We start from the raw sequence: 21836 nt of genomic DNA on the forward strand, positions 1-21836 counted from the left end.
ATTCGTATATTCATCTTAGCGAGTCGGCAAGATCGCCGAGCCTCGCTTCAGCCAAATCGCCGCACAGGCCAGCACACAGACACCGATAAGTGCACAGGCAACATAGGGAACTGTGGCGAAACCGAACTCAGCAGACACTCGGCTTCCGATAAAAGCTCCGCCTCCGATACCGATATTGAAAATGCCGGAGAACATGGATGTCGCCACGTCGGCGGCATCTCGCGCCGTATCCAGCAGCAGTGTTTGAAATGCCATCGAAATCGCCGTCATCGAAGCACCCCAGAAGGTACCGAGGATGACGAGGGCGCCGAAATGCGATGAGGTAACCGTCAGCAGTCCGACACAGACCGTCATGATCAGCATCGGAATCACCAGCGTGCCTGAGCGGTGCTTATCCACTGTTCTGGAACTAATGACCGTTCCGATAATGCCGGCAATACCGAAAATAAACAGGAACCAGACCGTGGCATTCTCGGACAGGTGACCGACATTCATCAGGATCGGCGTGATGTAGGAATACACCGTGAACTGCCCCAAAATCACGACCATGGTCAGTAGGTATAGCTGCACAAGCGCCGGGCGCTTAAACAAGGACGGAAGACTCTTTAAAGAACCGGCTCGATTGCTGGTACAGACAGGCAGCGAGAAAAAAATAATGACCCAGACCAATACCGCTGCCATACCCACGATGAAGAAGGATCCCTGCCAGCCGACTTGCTGTCCGAGATGGGTTCCGATCGGAACGCCCAGCACCGTTGCGACAATCGAGCCTCCCATCACCGCCGCCAAGCCGAAAGCCTGCTTTCCGAAAGGCGCCACCCTTGCTGCCAGCGGCGTCATGATGGACCAAAAAATGGAATGCGTTACCGCGACGCAGACTCGTGCGCCCATGAGTTTTTCAAACGTATCGGCCCACAAAACCACAAAATGACTCAGGGCAAAAATCACAATGAGCCAAAGCAGCAGCCGGCGTCGCTCCAGCTTTGCTGTCAATATTGTCAGCGGAAGCGACAACAGGGATACGACCCAGGCGTAAACCGTAATGATGAGGCCGGTTTTTGAGACGGACTCATGAATCGATTCTGCAATGTTCGGCAATAAGCCGACCGGTAAAAATTCAGAAGTGTTAAATACGAAAGCGGCAAAGGCCAGTCCGATCGTCGGAATCCAGGCCTTAAATCCGAACTTGTGCTGCTGAGGAGTGTGCATCTAACCAAAAACTTTTAGAAATCACGCTGATCCGCGTCTCTCTGGACCCAAGGATCAATACTTAAAACGTAACGCAGAACTTTATCATCCTTGTCGTCAAAGTCGACCCATAGGGCCATCGGGAATCCGGATTCGTCAAGGTAGCGGTACATATAAGTGTGTTCGCCTAAGTTCCTGTAATGCCATTGTTCGCAGGGCTTTCCGAACATCGTGTAGATGTCCTGACTGTCCTGGACTTTGGGCTTGATCTGGTTGAAGTATTTTTGCTGCAGAAGCTGATCCTTAAAGATCAATCTGCCTTCCGGATTAAAGATCATCACGTAGGAAGTCTGGCCCATCGGCTGCATGGAGTAAACGATTCGAATCGATCCGTCGGGGAGCCGTGTCGTAGAGTCGGGAACTCCGAGCTCTTTAACAGTGTGGTCATATGTGTCGTTCAGCTTAATCATGTCGGGATGTGCACAAGCCGTCAAAAACAGCGCCGCGCAGCAAACCAAAATCAGTTTATAAAACTTTGTCATTTTCTTCTCCAGCCCGAGCTTTCTGCTCAGGGTATTGGGAATGCAGGTTGCGAATAAGGTCCAAGTAGGCCTCTCGGAAAGAGGCCTCTGAGCATCCCATAAGAACAGCGTCGTCGATAGCATCCTGAAGGTATCCTTTGATTTCTTCAAGATTCTCGGCCATCACCTTATTTTTTTCCGTACATGCAATGGGAGAGCCTTCCCAAGTGCACCACTTAGGCGCCGGCGCCTCAGCCTTCTTCATGGCCTTTCTCCTGCTGTCCGTAGGTCTTAAACTGCTCTTTCACTCGCGCCATCTCTTCTTTATCAATCAGAGGGCAGCCTCCGATCTGCTTAAGATTCATCCACATCCGAGCAAGCGATTCGATTTCCAAAGCAACAGCGTAAGCCTGCTTCAAGTTACGGCCCGCTGCCACGCTGCCGTGATGCGAAAGGAGGCACCCCAAGCGATCTTTGCCCAGCGTATCGCGACAGCCTTCTGCCAAGGCCACGGAGCCGAACGTAGCATAGGGTGCGCAGGGAAGCGTATCGCCTCCCACAGCTGCAACCATGTAATGGAACGGAGGAATTGCCTCGTCCAGGCAGGAAAGCATGGTTGCGTACGGAGAATGCGTGTGTACAACGGCATTGATATCGGGACGAGTCTGATAAAGAAAAGCATGCAGGTTCCACTCAGATGAAGGCTGGCGGCTTCCTACCGCCTTATAGCAGCCGTTGTCCGTAAATAAAATCCGCACCAAATCTTCCGGTTCGGTTTCGTCATAGGGCAGTCCTGTGGGCGTAATCAAAAAACCTTTGCCTTCCGGAGAATCAAACCGTACAGAGAGGTTTCCGCTGCTGTTAACATTAAGACCTGCTCGACTCAGTTTTAAGGCGTAGTCGATGATTTCCTCTCTCCCCTTTTCTTCCTTATCTTCAAACATGACTGTTCATCCTTAAATCTTTCAAGTCTTCCAGCGCAAAGACGCCGCGATCCGTAATGAATCCGGTAATCAAGCGTGCCGGTGTGACGTCAAAGCCGGGATTCACGGTTGCGATGCCGGGATCGGTGATACAGACTTCCGCCTCCTGTCCGTGTTTATCAACACCTCGCACCCAGCGTATTTCGTCACCGGAGCGGTTTTCAATCGGAATATCTCCTCCGCTCTTTGCCGTCCAGTCGAACGTCGATATCGGTGCCGCAACATAAAAAGGAATTTGATTATCTGCCGCCGCCAACGCTTTTAAGTAGGTTCCGATCTTATTTGCCGTATCTCCGTTCGCCGCAATGCGGTCGGCTCCGACAATCACCAGATCGATTCCGCCTTCCCTCATGAGCTCGCCGCCTGCATTATCTGCAATCAAACAAACAGGGATACCTGCGGCCTTCAGCTCCCAGGCGGTCAGCGTGCCCTGAAGTCGGGGACGCGTTTCATCGGCATAAACCGTCAGCGGAATTCCGGCCTCAAATGCCGTATAAATGCCGGCCGTTGCGGTTCCGAGTTCCACGGTCGCAAGCTTTCCGGCGTTGCAGTGCGTGAGAATATTAAGCGGCCTGCCGAGCTTTAAATAAAGCGCCTCAATAATTGTTTGAGCGTGTTTAGCAAGACGAATACTCATCGTTCGCTCTTGCTCACAGATCTCGGCGGCTAAGTGCCAAGCCGCTTTTCGTCTGCGGTCCGGTTCCATTCCTTTCAGCCTCTTGAGCATAAAGTCGACGGCCCAGTTCAAATTGACGGCAGTCGGCCTCGCACTCTTTAAGAGGTTCGCGGCCTCAATCAAAAATCCTGTCTCGGTGCTTTCATCTGCAGCCAAAGCCATTCCGGCTGCGCCCGTCACGCCGATCAAAGGGGCTCCGCGAACCGTCATATCGCGGATCGCCTCAGCCGCCTCTTGTGCATTTTTAAGATCAACGTGCTCTACACGGTGGGGCAAAAGTCTCTGATCCAACACCGTCACGCGCCGCTCGGCTTCGTCAATAAAAACAGTGTACGGGGAATTAAATTCGACGCTCACACACTCTCCTTCTCAAGCATACTTTGAGCTTCTAATCTTATTCGGATGCGAAAAAATCTGCAGACGCATTTGGCATTTTTGAGACATTCTTCGCTACAGAGTTACCCGCCTGATTTAGACTTAAATCTTCCGTCAGGCTTCTGGATCGGCCAACACCATGGACTTCAATCACTATCTGCATTCGCTGTTTAATCCGCGTTCCGTCGCCATTATCGGAGCGAGCGCAAGAAGCGGAAGCTTCGGCACGCTGATTTGGAAAATCGCCAAAAGCGCTTCGCCGCGAGCAAGGCTTTTTCCCGTGAATCCGAAATACAAAACGATCGGCCGTGAAACTTCTTATGCGGCACTAACGGACATTAAGGAAGATGTAGATTTAGCCGTCCTTGTCTGCCCTCCGTCGGTTTACCCGAAGGCCTTGGAAAACTGCCTTAAAAAAGGCGTCAAAAACATCCTCCTCTGCGGAGGGTTCCCGAAGTCTGACCTGACCGAACCTGTTCTAGAGGCCATTAACAAGACGACGGCTGCGGGGGTGCGGATTGTCGGCCCGCAGTCTTTGGGCCTCATGACGCCTTCCGAAGGCTTGAATCTGAGTTACCTCCCTTCTCTGCCTCCCGCCGGAGAGGTCGGACTCGTCAGTCAGTCCCCGGGGTTGTCATGCACCATTATTGATTACGTCACCAATGCGCAGTGCGGTTTTTCCCACGTCATCGACCCGGGCTTTGAACAAGTCCTCACGGTGGCCGACTACGTGGATATGCTAGCCTTTGACCGCAAAACCCGCTGTATCGTTCTTTACCTCGAGTCTTTCCAGCAGCCGAGAAAACTGCTGTCCGCTATTCGATTAGCCGCAGCAAACAAGCCGGTAATCTTACTAAAAGGCGGCCAGACCCCGGGCTCCGCAGACATTGTCATTAACAACAGCGGTGCGCGGGAAGATGAGGACGGCGTCATGAAGCGGGCGTTAGTGCGTGCCGGCGCCCTCCTGGTGACCTCACTTAAAGAATTGAATTACGCAGTTCAGGCCTTTGCCATGCGTAAGGATCTGGCTTCCGGCGAACTGTACGGACTTGTGAACAGCAAGGGACTCGATTCCCTGTTGGCGGATCATGCTTATAACAATGATCTGCGCTTAGCGACACCGGACAGCACGGTCGCCAAAGAGCTCCGAGACAAATACAAAATCACTTTCCCCTATGCCAACCCGGTCAACATGGGTTTGGACATGGACGCTGCGACTATCGTAGACTTAACCGACTACCTCCTCAATCGCCCGGAATGCTCAGGCATCGTGCTGAGCGTAGTGACGAATCCCTCGTTTGATCCTCTGGAGTTAGCCAAGAAGCTAGTCCCCATTCTTAAAAAGTCCTCGAAGCCGGCCGTGACGGTTTGGATCGGAACGGAATCCGATTTCCCGGCGATCAAGTACTTGCGCAAAAACGGTATCGTAGCGATGAATGACATGAAGGGGGCCTGCCGCGCGATTCGTCTAATGGAGCAGTTCCGTAAATTTAAGAGCGACGGCGTTCCGGGAAGCTATTCTGTTATTCCATCCGATCCGGCATTTTTTGCCAGCGCCCGCAAGATCATCCAAACAGCCCGCCGAGAAGGTCGTCATCTCCTCTATGAAGAAGAGAGCAAACGTCTTCTGGCTGGCATCGGCTTCGAAACCACTGCCGGAATTTATGCCGGCTCACTCGGTGAAGCAATCGAAGCTGCACGGGCGTTAGGCTACCCCGTCGCTATGAAGCTCCGCATGAACGGCGTCCTTTCAAAAAGCGACGCCAAGGGCGTGATCCTGGGAATCCGCAATGAGCGTGAACTTAAAGGGTCCTGGAAAAATATGTCGGAGCGGGCCGTCCATCTCGGCCAACCCGAAGAAGGCTTAGGCGTATTCCTTCAAAAAACACTTGATTCAGACAACCGCCGCGAACTGCGCATCGGCATGAAACTGACCCGTCATTTCGGCCCCATCGTCTATCTGGGTATCGGCGGCCTCTACGGAAAGATTTTTAAAGGCACCGCCTTTAACTTTGCACCGCTTTCGCTCAAAGAAGCGCGGGACATGATCTCCTCTGAGCCCTTTAAGACGTTCTTAGGCGATTTCCAGGGACTTCCTCCGTGCGATCCGGAACCGATTGTGACTGCACTCATTCGCCTCTCGCAGCTTGCCGTAGAAGTGCCGGCCGTCCGTTCCATCGACATCGATCCGCTTCTCTGCGGAAAAGGTCATGCCATTGTTTTAGATGCTCACTGCGTCATAGGATCCGATACGCTGACCGCAGACGAAAACGCCTCGCATTTGATCTTCCCTTATCGTCCGAGTTTTGAGAAAAACGTTCGCGGCAAGTATGGGTTAGTTAAGATCAAGTATTCGGCGCCGGAAGATAAAGAAAACTTCTTGAAATACCTAGGAAGCCTTTCCGATCAGTCTCGCAGACTGCGGTTCCATAGCCTGACGAGTTCTCTGGAATCGATTGCCGTTTCGGCGGTTTCTTCCGACCCCGACCGTTCCTTCTCTATTTTTGCCGTGGATCCGAACTCAGACTCCGGCGACATTATTGCCGAAGCTCGACTGTCCCAGCTGCCCAACCGCACGTCCGCCGAGTTCGGAATTTCAGTCAGAGACGATTGGCACGGCCGAGGACTCGCAACGCTGCTCATGGACGAAATTGAAGCGGAGGCTCGCCGCAGAGGATTAGAGAAGGTCGTGGGCTATGTGCTCAAAGACAACGAAAACATGCACGGCATGATGGCCAAACGGGGCTATGTCCGTACGACGGACAAAGACGACCCGAATATCGATCTCTTTACTCTGGATAACGTGAAAGTCTCGAATTAGTGAGAATAACCCGCGGCCTCTCTATATAAGCGCCAAAATAAGCGGAACTCTAAAGGAAACGATATGCCGATTGTTACAACGATTGAAGGCAAGATTGCGCAGATCGCAATCGACCGCCCTGAAAAACGAAACACTCTTAATTCCGAACTCTGCAAGGATTTGGCCAGAGAGTTCCTTGAACTCAACGATGACACCCGTGTACGCAGCATCGTTTTGTGCGGACACAACAATGTCTTCTGTGCAGGCCTGGATATTGAAGAGCAGCTGGCGGAAAACACGCAGATTTTTAGTGAATTCCAGAAAGTCATCGACGCGCTCGACGCACTTTCTAAACCGATCGTTGCAGCCGTGAGCGGTCCTGCTGTCGGTCAGGGCGCCGCAATGCTTTATCACTGCGATCTCGTCTTCGCGGGTGAACATGCGCTTTTCTCTATGCCGGGTTTGGCATTGGGACAGACGCCGCGTTACGGCGTAAGCCTATTGGCCGTAAAGAGCGGCGGCTACAAACTTGCCGCCCAGAAACTACTTCTTTCCGAACCGATTTCTGCTGCCGAAGCTGTCGCTATGGGGCTCGTCAACCATGTCGTTGAAGACGACAAAGTCATGACCGTCGCCGGCGCCGCCGCGCTGCGTCTGGCTTGCTTACCGCCCGAGGCTATGGTTGCCACAAAGAGACTGCTTAAAGCCGCCTATATGTCCGGTTTATCAGAACAACGCAAGCTTGAAGAAGAAGCGGCCTCCCATTTAGAAGGAAGCGCCGAAAGCAAGGAAGCTTTCAGCGCTTTCATGGAAAAACGTCAGCCGAAGTTTGCTGAATAGTTTTCTATTCTGTTTTTTCGGGCGCCGGATTGTCCGCTCTATAGACGGGCTGAGGGCGCCCGTCTTTATTTAAGGCCACAAAAACCAGCTGAGCCTCCGTCACTTTGACAATACGATGGTTGTCTTTGTGCAGCCTTTCCGCAAAAACAGTGACGTCTACCGTGATGGAAGTCGTGCCGACTTTAAGCACCGTTGCGTAGAACGAGACAACATCGCCGACCCAGACAGGCTCCTTGAATGTGAAGCTTGTCACGGCCACCGTAGCGGTTCGACTGTTTGCAACGCGAGAAGCAATGGAGGAACCCGCTAAGTCGACCTGACTCATAATCCAGCCGCCGAAAACGTCTCCGTACTGATTGGTATCCGGAGGCATGGCCATCACCCGTAAGGCGGGCTGCTGATCCGGCAGCTTTTCTACTAAGTTTTTCATTTTCTTTGTTCTCTTCAAAGTTTCAAGACTCAAAAATTCTAATTCGTTTAGTTGCCGGATTGTCCTGACCGTATGGTGTTTTTGCTTACCTGCGCCGAGTCGCCGCTAAAGAGGCGTCGAACCTGTAAATCAATTTCTTAGAACCGAGGTTCGGTGCGCATTTCGCTAAAATGGGAAATCGAATTTAACTTATAAATGCAGAACATCCTGCTCCTTGGCTCATGCGAAGGCGCAGGCGCAGAGGATATTGAGCAGATGATCAGGATCGAGAACGTCAGTAAATGGTACGGAGATTTCCAAGTTCTTAAGAACTGTTCCACCTCCGTCAAAAAAGGCGAGGTGGTCGTCATCTGCGGACCCTCGGGCTCAGGTAAGTCCACGCTCATCAAAACCGTCAACGGTTTAGAGGACTATCAGGAAGGCACTATCTACGTAAACAACATCAATATCGGAGATCCCCACACAAACCTTCCGAAGCTGAGAGCACACGTGGGGATGGTTTTTCAGCACTTTGAGCTCTTTCCTCACCTCACCATCCGCAACAATTTGACGCTTGCTCAGATGAAGGTCCTCAAGCGTTCTCGCGATCAAGCAAACAAAAGAGGCATGGAGCTCTTAGACCGCGTGGGTTTGATTAAACAAGCCGATAAGTTTCCGCCTCAGCTTTCGGGCGGCCAGCAGCAGCGTGTAGCCATCGCCCGCGCTCTTGCGATGGACCCGATCTGCATGCTCTTTGACGAGCCGACTTCTGCGCTTGACCCGGAGATGATCAACGAAGTGCTCGATGTCATGATCAATCTGGCCAAGGACGGCATGACCATGATGGTCGTCACTCATGAAATGGGTTTTGCCCGAAAGGTGGCCGACCGCGTCGTGTTTATGGACGCCGGAGAGATCGTAGAAGAAGCTCCGAAGGAAGAGTTTTTCTCTACACCGCGCAGCGAAAGAGCTCAGCGCTTCCTCGCAAAAATTCTGCAACACTAACCTTCTTCTTTTTGTTGCCGAGCGTAAGACGACAGGCAGATTCAAACTCCTGTCTCTATAATGTTTTGCACGAAAACCGCAGGCTTCTTGTATCTCGAAAACTACTCAATTTTCCGTCCTGCGCGACCACCGATTTATGATTGAAAGAGAAAGCGAGCCGCTTTCTCTTCGGAGAGAGGAATGAAACCTGAGATTTCTGAAAAAGGAATTTTGAACTTAGGACGTCACGTCCTTCTTGAAGAAGCAAAAGAGCTCGAAGCCATTGCAGGAAGACTCGATGAGACCTTTGTAAAAGCCGTCACTCTGATTCTGAACTGCAAGGGACGCGTTGTCGTCAGCGGCGTCGGCAAAAGCGGCCACATTGCACGCAAGATTGCTGCCACGCTGGCTTCAACCGGATCCCCTGCTTTCTTCGTCCATGCCGCAGAAGCCGCACACGGCGATCTGGGTATGATCACCAAAGACGATGTCGTCATTGCCATTTCCTACTCCGGCACCACCTCTGAGCTGCTGACTATCATCCCGACTGTCATCCGCGAAGGCGCACCGGTGATTTCCATCACGGGCTCCGATGACAACACGCTGGCAAAGGAAGCGACCGTCAATCTCAATGTGCATGTTTCCCGAGAAGCTTGTCCTTTGAACTTAGCGCCGACGTCTTCTACGACCGCAACACTTGCCATGGGAGACGCCTTAGCCGTTGCCTGTTTAGACGCTAAAGGATTCGGACCGGAAGACTTTGCGCGCTCCCATCCGGGCGGTGCGCTCGGACGACGCCTTCTTACCCATGTCAGGGATGTTATGCGCAGCGGAGAAGCCACTCCCGTGGTGCGCATTGATGCCACAGTACTGGACGCCGTAAAAGAAATTACGAAGAAAAAGATCGGTATGACCGCCATCGTGGACGAGACTGATAAAGTCAAAGGCATCTTTACCGAAGGCGATTTAAGACGCTTGATCGAGCGCGTCGGCGATATCCGTCCGCTGAAAATCCGCGATGTGATGACGCCTAACCCCACAACGATCCAGCCTCAGGCATTGGCTGCTGAAGCCGCTAAAATTCTCAACAGCACTTTAAGAAACCAGCTGCTGGTTGTCGACGACAGCGATCGGCTGATCGGTGCGCTCCACATCCACGACCTTATGACCGCAAAGGTAATCTGATGAAAGCAGAAGCGATTGCTAAAAAAATTAAGCTTGTTTGCCTGGATGTCGACGGCGTGCTGACGGACGGCTCCATCATCATTTCCGGACAAGGCGAGCTCTTCAAGCAGTTCTACGTCAGAGACGGACTCGGAATTAAGTTCCTGCAGGACTGCGGAATTCAGGTTGCCATCTGCACCGGCAGACAGTCCGACATCGTCATTGAACGCGCGAAAGAACTCGGCATTACGCTTTTAATGCAGGGACAAAAAGACAAACGCGAAGGCTTAGCCGAGATCTGCCGCCAAGCCGGCGTCTCCCCGGAAGAAACCGCTTATATGGGCGACGACATTCCCGACTTGTGCCTCTTCCCACTGGTGGCGCTCTCCTGCGCTCCCTCGGACGCTTCTGTCGTGGCTCTGAAGAAAGCCTGCTGGGTCTCTCGCTTCCCCGGCGGTCACGGTGCCGTCCGCGAACTTGCAGAATTCATTCTGAAATCACAGGGACGTTTTGAGGAAGCCGTCATGAAACGTTTTAATACTGAGCTTTAAGCTATGCGCGACCGACTGACCTCTCTAATCGCTATTGCCCTTTTGGTGACGCTTTGTGCCATGAGCTACTGGTATTCCGTCAAAGCAGAACTCGAGAACGTGACGCACCTTTCCGATCTGAACTCACCGGACTTCATTGCAAGAGACATCACGATCACTCAGTTTGACGATGACGGAATCGCGAAAGCAAAGGTCTTCGCCAAAGAAGTCGAGCATTACTCGGACGGACACGCCAATGCGAAGTTCCCTGAATATGCGTCGCTCAACCCGAATGAAGCCCAAATCACTGCGAAGTCCGACCGAGCCACAATGGTGGACGGAGGCGCTGTGATTCATTTCTACAACAATGTGGACATTCGTCAGGCGGCCACTAAAGACGCCCCGGCGAGTCGCCTTCTGACCTCTCAGCTCGATGCCTATCCGGACACGGACACTTATAAATCCGATAAGCCCGTCGCGCTCACTCGCGGAGAAGACACTTCTCACGGTATTGGAATGGATTACGACAATGTCGACCGAACCTTCAAACTTCGTTCCAGAGTTCAGACCGTCATTCAGCCCAAAACTGTGAAAGAGGTTGAGCGCAAGCAGCCTTAACCTCTTCTGACAACGACCGCGTTCCGACTTTCTAAAGCTCGTTTCGCGGCTGATTTGTTCTCGGCTTTCGCTTGACCGCGCGAGTAAGATAGAATGTCCTAACTGCTTAAACTTCCGTCACTGATTACACAAAAATGAAGCTTCTCCCGATCTGGTTCTTTTGCGCACTCGGGCTGCTTTCCTTCGGTACGGCACACGCTGAAACAGCCGACTCCGAACAGCCAATCCAAATCTTTTCCGATAAATTTGACGGCGACGATGTCAAGCAAGTCGCAATTTATACGGGGGACGTTGCAGTTCACCAAGGAACCTTAGAGATTCACGGCAACAAGCTCGTACTTACCGTTGATCCGCAGGGTTACCGCCACGCTGTTATGACGCCCTTGAAAGGCAAACTGGTGACCTTCAAACAGCGCCGTGATCAAAAAACGCCCGGCGTTGAAGAATGGATGCACGGCAAGGGTAACGAGCTCACTTATGACGAAAAACGCAATGTGCTGATTCTGACGCATCGCGCCGAAGTCGCACGCAGCGAAAACGGTGTCCTCAAAGACGAAAGCAAGGGCGACAAGATTACTTATAACCTGACCAATTCAACGGCAATTATTGACGGCAACAAGGCAAAAGGCCCCTCGGGCCGTGTCTCTACCGTCATTGCGCCCCGCGACTCCAATATGGACGCAGGCAAGCCGCTTGAACTTCAGGGCAGCAGGAGAGTCTCTCCATGACAGACGGAGTAAACCTGCAGAAGCATCAAACCAATGTGCTTGAGGTCAAAAACCTCAAGAAAATTTACGGACCGAGAACCGTCGTCAAAGACGTGTCCTTGTCCATCAAAAGCGGTGAGGTCGTCGGTCTTTTAGGCCCGAACGGCGCCGGTAAGACCACGACGTTCTATATGATCGTGGGGCTAGTGGCAGCCAACGGAGGACAGATTCTTCTGAACGGAGAGTCGATTCAGCACCTCCCCATTTACAAGCGCGCCCGCATCGGAATTACTTACCTTCCGCAGGAAAACAGTGTTTTCAGAACGCTGACGGTCGAAGAAAATATTCAGGCCATTCTTGAGCTGCAGACCAACGAAGACGGCAGTCCGTTCACCAAGAAACAGATCAAGGAAGAACTTGAAAAGCTTTTGAACGAACTTCAGATCACCGGTATTCGTAAGAACCTGGCACCAACAGTCTCGGGCGGTGAGCGCCGTCGTACCGAAATCGCTCGCGCCTTGGCCGCTCGTCCTCGTTTTATTTTGCTCGACGAACCGTTTGCCGGCGTCGACCCGATTGCGGTGATTGAAATTCAGCGTATCGTGCATTTCCTGAAGGAAAGAGGCATCGGTGTTTTGATCACCGACCACAATGTTCGAGAAACCTTGGGGATTTGCGACCACGCTTACATCATCAGCAACGGCAGCGTCCTTGCACAGGGCAAGCCGGAAGCCATCGTTGAAAATCCGCAGGTCCGCAACGCTTACTTAGGCGATAACTTCACAATGTAGGAGCTGCGTCATGGCGGCATCGCTAAATCTGGTTCCGAGCCAGCACCTCACTCTTACGCCGAAGATGCGGCAGACGCTTCAGGTGCTCCAGCTCTCCACTTTGGAACTGTCCCAGAAGATCAACGATGCCCTTGAGGACAATCCTCTTCTCGAAATTTGCGAATCCTCGGAAGAAGTCTCTGAGGGCAATACATCGGAAGGCGACCAAGAGCTCTACTGGAACGCCGAAGGAGACGACCCTGAAGAGTGGGAAACGCCGGCCGAAAAAACACTTTCAAGCCACCTTCTTGAACAGGCCGGCTGCCTGCCGCTTTCTGAAAAAGATTCCGGCCTTCTGCGCTGGCTTATCGGCTGTCTCGACAATGACGGTTTTCTTCCGGAAAGTCTAGAGGAAATCTCACAAAGCGCACCCTTCCCGAAAGATGAAACAGAGCTGGAAGACTGGCATGTCGCCCTTTCCCTTTTGCAAAGCTTCGATCCGCCCGGCATCGGCGCAAAGGACGCCAACGACTCCCTGCTTCTGCAGCTGAAGCACTTGCTCAACCGCAAGCTCGTTGGTACTGAGCTTGCAAAACTGACGGAAGCAACGCTTCGGGATCATCTGACCCTCGTTGCAAAGCATCGTTACGACGAGCTCAAAAACAAGCTCGGGTGCTCCACAGAGGAGATTAAATCCGTTCTCGAAGTGATCAGCCGACTGACGCCTCGGCCTGCCGCTGAGTTTTCTGCCGACAAAATTAATTTCATCATTCCGGAAATTGCCGTAACTAAAGTTCAAGGCCGCTGGACTGTGCGGCTGATCAGCCGATTGGGTTCAAAAATCCGTTTGAATGATACTTATGCACAAGCTGTCGTCCAAAGCAAAGATAAAGAAACAATGCAGCTTTGGAAAGGTCGCCTCACGGAAGCCCGAGAACTGCTGCACAGCATTGAGCAGCGGGAAAAAACGCTGCTCAAGGTTGCCCGAGCGATTTTGGCGCATCAGGAGGCTTTTTTTGATAAAGGTCCTTCCGCGCTTCGTCCCCTGGTGCTTCGTCAAATTGCCGATGAAACCGAGCTGCATGAATCCACGGTCTCCCGTGCGTGCAGCGGCAAGTACCTTATCTGTCCGCTCGGGGTGTTTGAACTGAAATATTTCTTCAGCTCTTCCGTAGGACCTTCGGACAGCGGCGAGGCAGCCTCTGCCGCCTCCGTTAAGGCCGCGTTGAAACGCCTTGTCGACCAAGAGCCAAAGGCCAAGCCGCTGTCGGATGCCAAACTTGCTTCTGCGCTTGAACAGCAAGGATTTGCCGTAGCACGCCGAACAGTAGCCAAGTATCGTGAATCCCTCGGGATTGCCCCCGCCTCCGAACGAAAAAATCTCGACTAAAGCGGATGTGCTTTAGAATGGAAGGCTGTCAAAAGTTATGTCAATCTTATGAACGGTTTGTGCAGTCTGTTAAAACCAGACAATGTGTTGCTCGGAATCTCTCCCAGCAGTAAAAAACGAATCTTTGAACAGGCTTCCCAAACACTGAGCCTGATCTACGGTCTCGACAGGAAAGAGATTTTCGACGGCTTGTTTGCCCGTGAGCGATTGGGGTCAACCTACCTCGATCACGGCATCGCGCTTCCTCACTGCCGTCTCCCGAACATTAAAGAACCGTGCTGCCTGTTTGTAAAGCTGCACGGTGAACTTGAGAGCGACCGTCCCGGCGAACCGGCAGTCAGCGCCTTTTTCTTCCTCATTGCTCCGGAAGAGGCCGCAAGCGAACATTTGGCGCTTTTAGCTTCCGCCGCCGAAGTTTTTTCCGATGATACGCTGCGCGAAAAACTTTTAGCCGCTTCCTCTGCGGATACATTCTGCGGCACTTTAAGAAGCTGGTGCAGCGTCCAGCCCTCCGATAAGGCTTAAATATTCAGGTCCGACAACCATGGCAACCTACCAACAGCTTTTCAACCTTTGCAAAAAGAAGTTCAATATCAGTTGGTTGTACGGTCAGTCACATGCCAACGAGAAGCTTTTCCTGACAGAAAAAGCAAAACAGTACCCTACTCTGTGTGTCGGCTTCTTGAACATTATTCATCCTGACCGACTTCACATCATCGGGCCGGCGGAAATAGAGTTTTTTAACCAGATCTCGCACGATGCCCGCATCGGTTTTCTGCAAAAACTTGTCGATAACAAGTCCTTAGGTTTGGTTGTTTGTCTGGACCTGGCGCTTCCGGACGACATGATTCAACCGCTGATCGATACCAATCTGCCGGTCTTCGGGACCTCCGAGCCGCCGGAAAAGGTTTTGACATTTGTCCGTCACAATATCGTTAAGCTCCTTGCACCGAGCTGTTCCATGCACGGCGTCTTCATGGATGTATTCGGCATGGGCATTCTGCTTTCCGGCCAAAGCGGCATCGGTAAAAGCGAACTCGGCTTGGAGCTCGTCACGCGCGGCCACGGCCTAGTAGCCGACGACGTCGTTGATTTCATTCAGAGAGCACCCGACTGGGTTGAAGGCTCTGCTCCTGCCCTTTTGGCAAATCTCCTTGAAGTTCGCGGAATCGGCCTGCTGGATATCAAAACGATTTTCGGAGAGACTTCAGTGCGCAGAAAGATGCGTCTGAACCTCGTCGCCGAACTGAAACAGTTTGATCAGGGCGAACTGATGGAACGCCTGCCCGAAACCGAACTCTTTACCGAAGTTCTCGGACAGCCCATTCGCAAAATGATTATTCCCGTTGGCGGCGGCCGAAACTTAGCCGTCCTCGTTGAAGCAGCCGTGCGCAGTGCTATTCTTCAGCTCAGAGGCATCAACACCATTCAGGAATTCTTTGATCGCCAACGTAAACTCATGGAGCAGGAGGACGGTTTTTAACCGTTAAACGGATATGCAGCTTATTGTCGTCACGGGACTTTCCGGCAGCGGGAAATCCATTGCATTAAGGCAGCTCGAAGACCTTGGCTATTACTGCATCGACAATCTGCCGGGCAACTATTTGGTACCGGTCGCCGAGCATCTCCATTCCGTCGGCCGAGACCTATTGGCGGTTTCTTTGGACTCGCGCAGCGACGCCTCCATCCCGGAAATTTCCAAGAGCTTCAAAACACTAAAAGAACACAACGTTGATATCCGCGTGCTGTGTTTAACTGCTTCCACCGATGCGCTCGTTCAGAGATACTCCGAGACACGCCGTCAGCATCCCTTATCGCAGCGTTCCGCCTCCGGCCCCGAAACTTTAGTCGAGGCCATTGAAAAAGAGCGGAAAATGCTGGAGCCTTTTGTCGGCTTTTCTCACATCATCGACACGACCGGCATGCTGCCCAATACGCTGAACCACTGGATCCGTAATTTCGTCAGAGCGAAGAAGGGCCGTATCCTCCTGACGTTTGAGTCCTTTGGATTTAAGCGCGGTCTTCCGATGGCGAGCGACCTCGTTTTTGACGTCCGCTGTCTGCCTAACCCTTACTGGGAAGAAGATCTTCGAAAGTACACCGGCAAGGACCAGCCGGTGATTGATTACTTGCGTTCAAAACCCGAAGTTCAGGAAATGATTTCCGATATTCAGAACTTCGTGGAGAAATGGCTCCCGTCTTACGAAGCTCAGAACCGACACTATCTTACGGTCTCGATCGGCTGCACCGGCGGTCAGCACCGTTCCGTCTACATCGCCGAAACGCTGGCTCGACACTTTTCGAAACTGTACGAAGGCGTCATCGTCCGCCACCGTACTTTGGACGCCGTCGCATCCAAAGATTAGAGAATTTCCAATAAGAGTTTTCGAATCGGCGTCGGAAGCGCTTCCCTCTCGATTTGCTCCTTCGTAAAAACTCTCCACTCGGCAGGAACTTCTTCGGGCATCGGGAGCCGAACAGGATAAATCTTGAGCAGAAGGTGCGTCAGTCGATGCTCGACGACCGGAAGAACCGCTTCCGGTTTCTCGGCGTCTTCCTCACAAAGCTCCGGAAGAGTCCACAGCCCCTTCCAGTAGCGTTCGGTCTTTCTTACCAAATAAACTTCTTTTCCGTCGGTATAGACAGCAAGATTCAATATCTCCTCCGGCACCCGTGCCCTAACCTTCTTTATTGGATATTCCAGCTGGCAGTCCGCAAGAAAAGCCTTGCAGTCTTGGTTGACAGGACACAGAAAACACAGCGGCTTAGTCCGTGTGCAGACAGTCGCGCCAAGATCCATGACTGCTTGAGCGTAGGTGCGCCCTTCCCGTTGAGGCGTTTTGGCACGCGCATCCGCCCACAGCCGCTTTTCAGCCTCGCTCGGCGTCAAACCCTTGCCGATCATGCTGTGACGTGCCAGCACGCGCTTCACATTCCCATCAAGAATAGCGCAAGGCTCATCCGTTGCCGCGCTGCGAATTGCTGCGGCCGTCGAGACACCAATACCGGGAAGCGACTCCAGATCCACAAGCTCAATGGGGAAGCAGCCGCCAAAACGCTGCTGAACTTCTTTTGCACATTTGTGAAGGTTTCTGGCGCGGCTGTAATACCCAAGACCCGCCCAGAGCTTCATGACCTCTTCCTCTGGAGCTTCGGCAAGAGCTTGAACCGTCGAAAACCTTTCCATAAAGCGATTGAAATAAGGAATGACAGTCTTAACCTGCGTCTGCTGGAGCATGATTTCCGCAAGCCAGCGCACGTAAGGATCATGACTTTGCTGCCAAGGCAGATTGTTTCTTCCGTATTCCTTTTGCCAGGCAATGAGTCTCTCGGCAAAATTGCTGTCCATTCAACTACCTCAAAACAATGTGTTCGGTCGCACTCTGCATTCCATAACGACTGCAATCTACAACAAAAAACGGTTTTCACGGCATTGAGCCGATCGCTCAATGCCGAAAAACCGTCTTCAAAATCACTCAGAAAAACGTTACTCTTTTTTGAGTTTCTTATCTTCCATGATCAGGTTCAGCAGAATGGCCGCAATGGTTGCTGTTCCGATTCCGCCCAAACCGAATCCGCCAATTTTCAGCGAGAAATCCCCGGCACCTATAATCAGCGTAACAGCCGTCACGATCAGATTCTTGCTGGAAGCCAGATCAATCTGGTTTTCGATCATGATACGCACACCGGCTGCAGCAATAAAACCAAAAACAATAACCGAAACAGCGCCTAGTAGCGGTCCTGGAATCGTTTGAATCAAGGCGCCGAACTTCGGAGAGAAGCTAAGCAAAATAGCAAAGCAGCCGGCAACTGGGAAGATTAATGTGGAGTACACACGGGTTGCAGCCATCACACCGATGTTTTCACCGTAGGTCGTCACACCGGGACCGCCGACAAAACCGGCAAGGATCGTTGCTAGACCGTCGCCGAAGAAGCTGCGGCCGATATACGGGTCGAGGTTGCGGTGCGTCATCACGTTGACAGCTTTGATATGCCCAAGGTTTTCAGCGATCAGAATCACAACCACCGGAACGATCAGGATCATAGCTTCAGGCTGGAAAACCGGAGCGGAGAAATTGGGAACTCCAACCCAACTGGCATTAATCAGCGGCTGGAAGTCAATCGGCTTGCCTAGAGCCATTACATTGGTGAGCAGCCAGTAAAGGATATAAGCAATCACAATACCCACGAGAATCAGCAGCTTCTGCAGGAATCCTCGTAGGTAAACAGCGACAAAACCCATGATCAGGACCGCTACAGCCGCATACCATTGTTCAAAGTTGGTAGCGCCCATGCCTTTAACGGCAACCGGAGCGAGGTTCAGACCAATCGTCATCACAATGGCACCGGTCACAACCGGGGGCATCAGGCGTTCAATCCAGCCCACTCCGGTCCACATTACGATTAGACCTACAAGCGCGTACACAACACCGCAAGCAATCACACCGCCCATGGCGATCGGAATGTTGGGATTAAGGCCTGTGCCGGCATAGCCCGTGGCCGCAATGACCACACCGATGAAAGCGAAGCTGGAGCCCAAATAGCTCGGAACTCGGCCGCCAACAATTAAAAAGAATAAAAGCGTTCCGACGCCGCTCATGAAAATCGCGACATTGGGATCCAAACCCATAATCAGCGGTGCGAGCACCGTGGAACCGAACATGATGACGACGTGTTGGATACCCATTGCCAGGGTTTGGCCAAGAGGAAGTGTTTCGTCAGGCGCAATTGTGCCTTCCGTCTTGACTTTCCAACGTGGAAAGTAGTTTTGTGTCATTGGGAGAGTCTCTAGGAATTAATCCTGGTAATTTTAGTAGCTCAATTAGTTAAATTTCGTTCATAAACCCTCACTTTTTCATTCATTGACATTTGAATATCCATCCTTTGATCTACAATTCTCGGCTACAGATAAGTATAGGATTCTGAACAAAATGGCTTTGCTAAGTCCACAGGCACAGAAACAAGTAAAGAGGCGGAGAACCTTCGCAATCATCTCTCACCCCGACGCTGGTAAAACGACATTGACGGAAAAGCTTCTGCTTTTCGGCGGAGCTATTCAGATGGCCGGAGCCGTGAAGGGCCGAAAGGCAGGCCGTCATGCAACCAGTGACTGGATGGAAGTTGAAAAGCAGCGCGGTATTTCCGTCACCAGCTCGGTAATGCAGTTTGAATACAACGATCACGTCATCAACTTACTGGATACCCCGGGACACGAAGACTTCTCGGAGGATACCTACCGCGTCTTAACGGCAGTGGACTGCGCCGTCATGGTCATCGATGCTGCCAAAGGCGTGGAAGCTCAAACCATCAAACTGCTTGAAGTCTGCCGTATGCGCAAGACTCCGATCATTACGTTCATCAACAAACTCGACCGCGAGGTTCAGGATCCGATTGACTTGCTCGGCGAGATTGAAAATGTTTTGAAGATCGACTGTGCCCCGATCACCTGGCCTGTCGGCATGGGAAAAACATTCCGCGGCGTCTTCTCCCTGCTCGATAACCGCATGAAGCGCTTCACCCCAGGGGGAGAAAAACTCTCCGACGACGTTGAAGTGATCGAAGGACTGGGCAATCCTCGCCTCGACGAACTTTTTCCGCTGGAAATGGATTACGTTCGCGAAAGCATCGAACTCATTCAAGGCGCCAGTGAGCCGTTCTCTCTTGAACGGTTCTTGGAAGGCTCCCAGACACCGGTTTTCTTCGGCTCCGGTGTCAACAACTTCGGTGTCGAGGACGTGTTGAATGCCCTGGTAAATTGGGCTCCAACGCCTCAGCCTCGCGACGCCGGAAAGCGTATGGTTGAACCCGATGAAGCCAAGTTCTCTGGCTTTGTGTTCAAGATTCAGGCAAACATGGATCCGAAGCACCGCGACCGTATTGCCTTCTTCCGCGTCTGCTCCGGCGAATACCAGCCGGGTATGAAAGTGTTTCATGTCCGAGAAGGCAAAGAAATGAAGATCCCGAATGCCCTTACCTTCATGGCCAACGACCGCGTGCTGATGACAAACGCCGTTGCCGGCGACATCATCGGTATCTACAACCACGGCCAGCTGCACATCGGCGACACGCTTACGCAAGGCGAAGTGCTCGGCTTCACCGGTATTCCATACTTCGCTCCGGAACTGTTCCGCAGTGCTCGTCCGAAAGACCCTTTCAAAGCCAAACAGCTCCATAAAGGCTTGAAAGAACTCGGTGAAGAAGGTGCGATTCAGGTGTTTGAAGATGAACTCGGCAACCTTTACCTCGGCGCTGTCGGGCAGCTACAGTTCGAAATCGTAGCCCAGCGCTTAGCGACGGAATACAACGTCGACGCGATCTACGAAAACACATCTGTTTCTACGGCACGTTGGGTGACTTACCCCGACGAGCAGACACGCAAGGATTTTGAGAAGGAACAGGGAATGCGTCTAGCCAAGGATGCAGACGGCAACACCGTTTACCTTGCCACAAGCATCTACAATCTGCAGACAACGCAGAAACATTGGCCTCAGGTCACTTTCCACGTGACCCGTGAGCACGGTCAGAAGCTAAAACACACAGACGTCGACCTCGATATCTAAATGCGCAGAGCCCGGAAATTCCGGGCTCTTGCCTTTTAGTTGTCTTTCATCGGCGACATGGCGCGGTCCATGATTCCGTGTAAGTAAGAAATCAGGACTCCGTAATTGACGATCGAAACTCCGGTCTCGGCGCATTTCTTTTGTCGGCTCAGCATGGCTCGGCGGTTAATCATGCACGCGCCGCAGTGAATCACAAGCTTATAAGAAGAAACATCTTCCGGGAAAGAGTCTCCCGTATACCACTCATAGTTCAGTTCGCCGCCTACTTTCTTATTCAGCCAAGCCGGTATTTTGACCCTGCCGATATCTTCTGCCTGACAGACATGAGTACAGGCTTCCGCAATCAAAACTTTATCGCCCGGCTTTAAATTTTCCACCGCTTTGGCACCAGCGGCTAATCCGCTTAGGTTGCCCTTTTGACGCGCCATGAGAATGGAAAAAGACGTAAGAGGAATTTCTTTAGGCACCGCGCGATCTGCTTTTGCAAAGACTTGGCTGTCCGTAACCACCAATGCAGGCGGCTCCTTGAGATTATCAAGCTGTTCGGCCAGTTGATTCTCTTTGACGACAACTGCCTTTGCATTAGCATCCAAAATATCCCGGATGGCGTGGACCTGAGGAAGAATGATTCGGCCCTTAGGAGCAGCTGTATCGATGGGAACGCAAAGTACGACGGTATCACCTTCTTTAACGAGATCTCTTAGCATAGGCCCGTCTTCGAAGGCTTCCGGTGCCGTTTTGACGATAAGCGAACGCAGCTCATCAATGCCTTTTTTCTTAAGCGCGCTGATTGGGACGACCTTTTCTCCGAAAGCCTTGTCCAAAAAAGCAATCCGCTCGGCAGGATCGGCGACCGTTTCAATCTTGTTGGCTGCGAGGATGTAGGTCGTCCCCAGTTTTTTAAACTCAGAAACTAAGGAACGTTCAAAGTCAGAAACGTCATTGGCAGCGTCAATCACAATGACCGCGACGTCGGTCTTTGTCATGACTTCTTTAGTTTTGCCGATCCTAAGTTTGCCCAGATCTCCGATATCGTCGATGCCGGCGGTATCAATGATCATCACCGGCCCCAGAGGCAGGATTTCCATCGCTTTAAACACCGGATCTGTGGTCGTACCGGCAACGTCGCTGACAAGCGCAATGTTTTGTTTGGTCAGCGCGTTGATCACACTCGACTTACCGGCGTTTCTTCTGCCGAAAATACCAATGTGGACACGCATCCCTTTTGGGGTCTGATTCATCTCTGCCATGACAATTCCTCTGTTTTCCGAGATTCTAGATGGATAGGCGAATCGAGTAGGGGAAGCTTTCACCTACCCCT

22 protein-coding genes are annotated in these 21836 nt (G+C 52.1%); 13 read left to right on the forward strand and 9 right to left on the reverse strand.

The window, feature by feature from the left end; all coding sequences use genetic code 11:
* Positions 1-15 precede the first annotated feature (15 nt).
* From HMPREF9439_RS11805 to mtnA, 5 genes are read right to left on the reverse strand one after another with little or no spacing between them, the layout of a single operon-like run.
* Entirely contained in the window at positions 16-1209 is a 1194-nt protein-coding gene (locus tag HMPREF9439_RS11805; protein WP_008810208.1) for a sugar transporter, read from the reverse strand.
* Positions 1210-1223: 14 nt separating this feature from the next.
* Positions 1224-1730, reverse strand: coding sequence for a hypothetical protein (locus HMPREF9439_RS11810; RefSeq protein WP_008865020.1), 507 nt, complete (start codon positions 1728-1730; stop codon positions 1224-1226).
* Positions 1714-1974, reverse strand: a complete 261-nt coding sequence (locus tag HMPREF9439_RS13525) for a hypothetical protein (RefSeq protein WP_008865021.1) — start codon at positions 1972-1974, stop codon at positions 1714-1716. The genes HMPREF9439_RS11810 and HMPREF9439_RS13525 overlap by 17 nt, the downstream gene beginning before the upstream one ends.
* Entirely contained in the window at positions 1961-2653 is a 693-nt protein-coding gene (locus tag HMPREF9439_RS11820) for a class II aldolase/adducin family protein (protein WP_008865022.1), read from the reverse strand. The genes HMPREF9439_RS13525 and HMPREF9439_RS11820 overlap by 14 nt, the downstream gene beginning before the upstream one ends.
* Complete coding sequence (mtnA, locus tag HMPREF9439_RS11825; RefSeq protein ID WP_008865023.1) at positions 2646-3725, reverse strand: S-methyl-5-thioribose-1-phosphate isomerase; 1080 nt, start codon at positions 3723-3725, stop codon at positions 2646-2648. The genes HMPREF9439_RS11820 and mtnA overlap by 8 nt, the downstream gene beginning before the upstream one ends.
* Positions 3726-3882: 157 nt before the next feature.
* On the opposite strand from mtnA, the gene HMPREF9439_RS11830 reads away from it, so the two are divergent.
* The gene (locus tag HMPREF9439_RS11830; RefSeq protein WP_008865024.1) at positions 3883-6564 is read left to right on the forward strand and encodes a bifunctional acetate--CoA ligase family protein/GNAT family N-acetyltransferase; all 2682 of its coding nucleotides are present in this window, start codon (positions 3883-3885) and stop codon (positions 6562-6564) included.
* A gap of 63 nt (positions 6565-6627) precedes the next feature.
* Complete coding sequence (locus tag HMPREF9439_RS11835; protein ID WP_008810213.1) at positions 6628-7383, forward strand: enoyl-CoA hydratase-related protein; 756 nt, start codon at positions 6628-6630, stop codon at positions 7381-7383.
* A gap of 4 nt (positions 7384-7387) precedes the next feature.
* Here the strand turns inward: HMPREF9439_RS11835 and HMPREF9439_RS11840 are convergent, their stop codons facing one another.
* Entirely contained in the window at positions 7388-7813 is a 426-nt protein-coding gene (locus HMPREF9439_RS11840; protein WP_008865026.1) for an acyl-CoA thioesterase, read from the reverse strand.
* A gap of 255 nt (positions 7814-8068) precedes the next feature.
* On the opposite strand from HMPREF9439_RS11840, the gene HMPREF9439_RS11845 reads away from it, so the two are divergent.
* The 10 genes from HMPREF9439_RS11845 (at position 8069) to rapZ (ending at position 16321) form a co-directional block, all read left to right on the forward strand.
* A complete protein-coding gene (locus tag HMPREF9439_RS11845; RefSeq protein WP_040603677.1) occupies positions 8069-8797 on the forward strand; it encodes an amino acid ABC transporter ATP-binding protein in 729 nt (242 codons plus the stop codon).
* Between the two features lie 180 nt (positions 8798-8977).
* The gene (locus HMPREF9439_RS11850; RefSeq protein ID WP_008810216.1) at positions 8978-9961 is read left to right on the forward strand and encodes a KpsF/GutQ family sugar-phosphate isomerase; all 984 of its coding nucleotides are present in this window, start codon (positions 8978-8980) and stop codon (positions 9959-9961) included.
* Entirely contained in the window at positions 9961-10491 is a 531-nt protein-coding gene (locus HMPREF9439_RS11855; protein WP_008865028.1) for a KdsC family phosphatase, read from the forward strand. The genes HMPREF9439_RS11850 and HMPREF9439_RS11855 overlap by 1 nt, the downstream gene beginning before the upstream one ends.
* Before the next feature lie 3 nt (positions 10492-10494).
* Positions 10495-11088, forward strand: coding sequence for an LPS export ABC transporter periplasmic protein LptC (gene lptC / locus HMPREF9439_RS11860; RefSeq protein ID WP_008810218.1), 594 nt, complete (start codon positions 10495-10497; stop codon positions 11086-11088).
* Positions 11089-11222: 134 nt separating this feature from the next.
* On the forward strand, positions 11223-11816 hold the full coding sequence (gene lptA, locus HMPREF9439_RS11865) for a lipopolysaccharide transport periplasmic protein LptA (protein ID WP_008865029.1): 594 nt from the start codon (positions 11223-11225) through the stop codon (positions 11814-11816).
* On the forward strand, positions 11813-12586 hold the full coding sequence (gene lptB, locus HMPREF9439_RS11870) for an LPS export ABC transporter ATP-binding protein (RefSeq protein WP_008810220.1): 774 nt from the start codon (positions 11813-11815) through the stop codon (positions 12584-12586). Before lptA ends, lptB begins: the two co-directional genes overlap by 4 nt.
* A gap of 10 nt (positions 12587-12596) precedes the next feature.
* Positions 12597-13955, forward strand: coding sequence for an RNA polymerase factor sigma-54 (rpoN, locus tag HMPREF9439_RS11875; protein WP_008810221.1), 1359 nt, complete (start codon positions 12597-12599; stop codon positions 13953-13955).
* 48 nt (positions 13956-14003) lie between these two features.
* Positions 14004-14480: a PTS sugar transporter subunit IIA gene (locus HMPREF9439_RS11880; RefSeq protein WP_008810222.1), complete on the forward strand. Its 477-nt coding sequence runs from the start codon at positions 14004-14006 to the stop codon at positions 14478-14480.
* A 19-nt stretch (positions 14481-14499) separates the two neighbouring features.
* Complete coding sequence (hprK, locus tag HMPREF9439_RS11885) at positions 14500-15438, forward strand: HPr(Ser) kinase/phosphatase (protein WP_008810223.1); 939 nt, start codon at positions 14500-14502, stop codon at positions 15436-15438.
* 13 nt (positions 15439-15451) lie between these two features.
* Positions 15452-16321: an RNase adapter RapZ gene (rapZ, locus tag HMPREF9439_RS11890; protein WP_008810224.1), complete on the forward strand. Its 870-nt coding sequence runs from the start codon at positions 15452-15454 to the stop codon at positions 16319-16321.
* Here the strand turns inward: rapZ and mutY are convergent.
* Positions 16318-17304 (reverse strand): A/G-specific adenine glycosylase, encoded by a 987-nt coding sequence (gene mutY, locus HMPREF9439_RS11895; protein ID WP_008810225.1) that lies wholly within the window; start codon positions 17302-17304, stop codon positions 16318-16320. The genes rapZ and mutY overlap by 4 nt on opposite strands.
* A gap of 138 nt (positions 17305-17442) precedes the next feature.
* Positions 17443-18732, reverse strand: a complete 1290-nt coding sequence (locus HMPREF9439_RS11900) for a solute carrier family 23 protein (RefSeq protein ID WP_008810226.1) — start codon at positions 18730-18732, stop codon at positions 17443-17445.
* A 154-nt stretch (positions 18733-18886) separates the two neighbouring features.
* Here HMPREF9439_RS11900 and HMPREF9439_RS11905 point away from each other — a divergent pair, with 154 nt between their 5' ends.
* The gene (locus HMPREF9439_RS11905) at positions 18887-20515 is read left to right on the forward strand and encodes a peptide chain release factor 3 (RefSeq protein WP_008865030.1); all 1629 of its coding nucleotides are present in this window, start codon (positions 18887-18889) and stop codon (positions 20513-20515) included.
* Between the two features lie 35 nt (positions 20516-20550).
* On the opposite strand, the gene hydF is transcribed toward HMPREF9439_RS11905, so the two are convergent.
* Positions 20551-21765, reverse strand: a complete 1215-nt coding sequence (gene hydF / locus HMPREF9439_RS11910; RefSeq protein ID WP_008810228.1) for a [FeFe] hydrogenase H-cluster maturation GTPase HydF — start codon at positions 21763-21765, stop codon at positions 20551-20553.
* Positions 21766-21836: the final 71 nt, after the last annotated feature.

It is taken from the genome of Parasutterella excrementihominis YIT 11859 (genome assembly GCF_000205025.1).
Taxonomy (GTDB): domain Bacteria; phylum Pseudomonadota; class Gammaproteobacteria; order Burkholderiales; family Burkholderiaceae_F; genus Parasutterella; species Parasutterella excrementihominis.